Source organism: Intestinibacter sp., assembly GCF_051866655.1.
In the GTDB taxonomy this organism is placed as follows: Bacteria; Bacillota; Clostridia; order Peptostreptococcales; family Peptostreptococcaceae; genus Intestinibacter.
The window spans coordinates 1-4,488 of record NZ_JBJDXL010000234.1 but is presented as its reverse complement, the minus strand read 5'-3'; the positions used below and the strand labels follow the sequence as shown (position 1 = coordinate 4,488).

The 4,488-nt window shown below is 34.4% G+C and carries 6 protein-coding genes; all 6 read right to left on the bottom strand.

Annotated features, from left to right (window positions below; all coding sequences use genetic code 11):
- A partial coding sequence (locus tag ACI3VO_RS06995) for an MATE family efflux transporter (protein WP_439757218.1) occupies positions 1-297 on the bottom strand: 297 nt, incomplete at its 3' end.
- 33 nt (positions 298-330) lie between these two features.
- On the bottom strand, positions 331-1,239 hold the full coding sequence (locus ACI3VO_RS06990) for a DMT family transporter (protein WP_439757217.1): 909 nt from the start codon (positions 1,237-1,239) through the stop codon (positions 331-333).
- 109 nt (positions 1,240-1,348) lie between these two features.
- On the bottom strand, positions 1,349-2,515 hold the full coding sequence (locus ACI3VO_RS06985; protein WP_439757216.1) for an NAD(P)/FAD-dependent oxidoreductase: 1,167 nt from the start codon (positions 2,513-2,515) through the stop codon (positions 1,349-1,351).
- Positions 2,505-2,780 (bottom strand): (2Fe-2S)-binding protein, encoded by a 276-nt coding sequence (locus ACI3VO_RS06980; protein ID WP_439757215.1) that lies wholly within the window; start codon positions 2,778-2,780, stop codon positions 2,505-2,507. The genes ACI3VO_RS06985 and ACI3VO_RS06980 overlap by 11 nt, the downstream gene beginning before the upstream one ends.
- A gap of 20 nt (positions 2,781-2,800) precedes the next feature.
- On the bottom strand, positions 2,801-3,307 hold the full coding sequence (locus ACI3VO_RS06975) for a 4Fe-4S dicluster domain-containing protein (RefSeq protein ID WP_290686703.1): 507 nt from the start codon (positions 3,305-3,307) through the stop codon (positions 2,801-2,803).
- A gap of 37 nt (positions 3,308-3,344) precedes the next feature.
- On the bottom strand, positions 3,345-4,460 hold the full coding sequence (locus tag ACI3VO_RS06970) for an NAD(P)/FAD-dependent oxidoreductase (protein WP_439757214.1): 1,116 nt from the start codon (positions 4,458-4,460) through the stop codon (positions 3,345-3,347).
- Between the last annotated feature and the right edge of the window lie 28 nt (positions 4,461-4,488).

Below are 4,488 nucleotides of genomic sequence, written 5' to 3'. Positions count from 1 at the left end.
TATAGCTATTATCGAAGTATATATGGAAATCTTCATTTTTTTGATAAGCTTTGCACCGTAATACTGCGATATAACGACTGCACAGCCCACTCCACTACCAATTGCAATAGACATAAATACCATAGTTATAGAGTAAGAAGCACCTACTGCTGCCAGAGCATTTTCGCCGATGTAATTACCTACGATTATTGAATCCACTAAATTATAAAGCTGTTGAAATACACTGCTTAAAACTAATGGTATAGAAAAATAAATAATTGCCTTTGTAGCGTTGCCTTCTGTCATGTAATTTTCCATAAATACTCCTTTCATCTAGATAAAAAACTTTAATTATTTTATGGATTCCACTTTATCTCTTTCTGAAATTTTTTTAGATTTTAAGAATGACAATTTCGTTTCAGAAATTATAATAGCCATAAATATCACTATACATCCTACGACCATTCTCAATGTTAAAACCTCGTGTAAAATTATAACTGATAAAATACTTCCAAATACTGATTCTAATGCCAATATAATAGCCGCCTTAGTCTCGCTGACTTCCTTTTGGCATAGTGTTTGAAGCAAAAACGCAACTGTCGTAGAAAATACTCCTAAATAAAGCACTCCTACAATAGACGACATCTCTGCGTTTATGTGTGTTTCTTTAAATAATACTTGAAGAATTAAAGACAACACAGCTGCTACTGAAAACTGAACTACTGTAAGTACTATACCGTTGTGCTTTTTGACAAATTCTCCAGTAAAAAATATATGAAATGCAAATCCAACAGCACAGATTATTGTCAAGAAATCCCCGAAGTTTATGCTAAAATCAGCCTCTAAAGATAAAATTCCTATTCCCAATATCGCTATGATACTGCTTACTATTCCGTATTTGTCTAACGGTCTCTTATAAAGTATAAATCCTATAAATGGTACTATAACTACGTTTACGGCAGTTAAAAATGCATTTTTAGACGCTGTAGTATAAGCCATACCGACTGTCTGAAATGCAAATGCCACAAATAAAAATACGCCTATAATACTTCCTGCTTTTACAGCTTCCTTAGTTATATTATTCTTGATTTCTTTAAAAAATATAACTCCCAATAAAATAGCTCCTATAAAAAATCTAATTGTCAAAATTTGAAGTGGCGTAAGTCCTCCACTTAAGGATATGGATACTCCTATAAATCCACTCCCCCATATAAATGCTGTTAGAGCTAATCCGAGCTCTCCTTTGTACTTAGTAAACATATATCCTCCTCTTTTTTAATATTTTGCCAAAAACCCCTTTGTCATTCTTAACAAAGAGGTTTTTGGTAAAATATTAAAATTTTATATAAATACGACTAACATATATTTTTTAAAGTTCGAATCTATTTGGATTAAAATCATCTATATTATAAGATGTCTTGCCATATGTAATTAATTCAGCTAATAATTTTCCTGTAATTGGAGCTAAAGCTATACCATCACCTTCATGTCCTGCTGCTATATAAAATCCTTTTATTTTATCTACTTCACCCATAAGTGGTAGTCCATCTGGAGTATAAGGTCTAAATCCAGCAAAAGCTCTTATGAAATTTAAGTCCTTTATAGCTGGGAAAAATTCTATTGCTCTTTTAAGCATTACCTCTAAAGCTGTTAATGTATTTTCTTTATCAAATCCTACAAATTCACGAGTGCCTCCTATAACAAGAGTCCCTTCTTCTGTTTGTTCTATACTTAAACTTGATCCAAGTTTTAATACATTTTTATCTTTTACTGAATCTGGCTTAAATTTAATTATATTATATCTAGCACATTGTACAGTACCATCCATAAAATGACCTATTGGTTCTGATATCATAAGCTGACCTCTTCTAGGCTTTATAGGTATATTAAGTCCAACCATTTCTCCTATTTTAGCTGCATAAGACCCACATGCATTTATTATTTTAGCTGCATAAAATACTTGAGCTTCCGTTTTAACACCTTTCACTGCATCATTTTCAACTATTATGTCTTTTACCTCTGTATGAAGTAAAACTTTCGCTCCAAATCTTTTTGCAGCGTGATTAAATGCATAAGTTAATTTTATAGGATTTATTTTTCCACCAGTTTTTGAATAAAGTGCTCCATATAAGTTTGGATTTAATTCTGGTTCTATTTCTAGAGCCTTTTCTATAGATATCATTTCTATATCTACGTCACTTTTTCTCTGCTCTTCTACTATTTTTGATAATATGTCCCATTGCTCTTTATCTTCAACTGGTTGCATACCACCACAATGTCTTTTGTATTCTATATCTTCACCTAGTTCTTCACTAAGTGTATCGAATAAGCTTATACTTTGAACTGCTAAGTCCATTTGAGCACCTGGTTTTTTAGTATGATATCCTACAACACCATCTGTAGCCCCGGCAGAACCTCTAGTTATATCTTCTTTTTCTACTTGTAAAACTTTATTTCCCAATTTACTCAAGTAATAAGTTACAGATGATCCTATAATTCCTCCACCTATTACTATAACATCGTATTTATTGCTCATCGTCAACTCCTCCTATTACACCAATTTTTACCGGTCTAACAGGGATTCTCTTAGTAGCTGGAAGTAATTTATCCATGCTTATACCTGTTTCTTCACTTATAATTTTTGCAACTAATCTCTCGCAAGTTTTACCCTGGCAAAGTCCCATACCTGCCTTTGTTCTTCTTTTTACACCGTCGATTGTAGTTGCACCATCTCTTATAGCTTCAATTATCTCTGCTTTTGTAACCTCCTTACATCTGCAGATTAATATATCTTCACCCATAAATACTCTCCCTTTCTAAACTACTTTTCTAAACGCTTCATGCTTCTAACTTCATTTGCAAATTCCATTGGAATTATCATACTTACAATAGTAGTTCCCGCATATGCTTTAACTTGTTTTACTTTCTTAACTATACCCTTGCATACTACTTCTCCGTAGCGGTTTACAGCATCTACTACTTGATTTTCTTCAGGCAGTGGAAGGTATTCAAAAGGAAAATCTATCACCGCTTCTTTGTCGCTAAATGATTTATCCATTATAGTTATAGCAAGACCTGGGCAATTTGCCACACATTGTCCGCAACCTGTACATTTATCTTCATCTAAGTGAGGTAGATTTGTTATTTGCTCTCCTATAGTTATCGCACCTTGCTTACATGAATATGAACATGGATTACATGGTATTTCTTGTACACATTCGATAACTGCAACTCTACCTTGTCTCATTCTACTTTCGCTTGGCACTCCAGGGCAAGAAGCTAATTCTTCTTCAGATGGAACACCGTCATATACTATACCTCTATTCACAACTATTCTCCCTTCAAAGAAATTTTTACTCAATTTATTATTTAACAAGAGATTCTTTATATAGCTTCATATCTTCTAATTGTTTTTGTTTTGAAGCTCTTCTTCTCTCTCCAAAATATCCAGAACGAAGAGTATTTAATCTATCGTTTATTTCTGCTACTAATTTGTCCTTTTCATCATCAGTTAAATATCCTAAAGAATATGCTGCACATACACCTGCTAGATTTCCTTCCTCCATTGCAGAAGATGCCTCTTCAACTCCTGTAACATCTCCTGCTACATAGATACCTTCTTTAGAAGTCTCCATGTTTTCATCGTGAAGTGGCACATGTCCACCAAATGCAGGTATAAAATCAAATTCACATCCTGTCATCCATAAAAGCTCTGTCATAGGGTTTAAGCCTACAGCTAGACAGACAGTATCTACATCAAATGTTTTTTCACTGCCTTCTATTATATTCCATTTTTCATCTACTGCAGCTATTTCTACTCCCTCTACTTTTCCTTCACCGTAGACTCTTTTTATTGTATGTCCTGTATACATAGGAACACCTGCTCTACGAACCTTGCCTGCGTGAACTCCATATCCACCTATTTTCGGTCCACCTTCTACTATAGCAACTACCTCAGCACCTGCTTGCATCAATTGGTAAGATACTATAAGTCCAACATTCCCAGAACCTAGCATAAGTATTTTTTTACCAGGTAAAACTCTGTTTACATTTGCCATAGTTTGAGCAGCTCCAGCTCCCATTACTCCCGGTAAAGTACTTCCTGGAAACGCCATATAATTTTCCTTTGCTCCAGTGGCTACGATTATTTTTTTAGCCTTTACAGAGTAATTTACGCCACCGCTTATAATTCCCATACTGTTATCTGGAAGCAATCCATAAACTAAACTATCTAATAAAACCTTTGCACCACTGTCTTGAACCTTTTTTAATAGCTCCTGACCAATTATATATCCTCTAGTTCCAGCTTTATGCTCACTTGAACCGAAGAACTTATGGATTTGCTTAAATAGTTGTCCCCCTGGCAATTTATTTTCATCGATAACTAATACATCTGCCCCTGCAGTTGCAGCTTGGTATGCAGCACTTAGCCCTGCAGATCCTGCACCGATTATAGCTATCTCTGTTACTATCTCCTTCATTTGCAAACTCCTTTCGATGTATTTGATT

Bases quoted from the DNA above. Each gene is read 5' to 3' on its own strand.
- ACI3VO_RS06980 (WP_439757215.1), bottom strand. From the start codon at position 2,780: ATGGGTGAAGATATATTAATCTGCAGATGTAAGGAGGTTACAAAAGCA.
- ACI3VO_RS06990 (WP_439757217.1), bottom strand. From the start codon at position 1,239: ATGTTTACTAAGTACAAAGGAGAGCTCGGATTAGCTCTAACAGCATTT.
- ACI3VO_RS06985 (WP_439757216.1), bottom strand. From the start codon at position 2,515: ATGAGCAATAAATACGATGTTATAGTAATAGGTGGAGGAATTATAGGA.
- ACI3VO_RS06970 (WP_439757214.1), bottom strand. From the start codon at position 4,460: ATGAAGGAGATAGTAACAGAGATAGCTATAATCGGTGCAGGATCTGCA.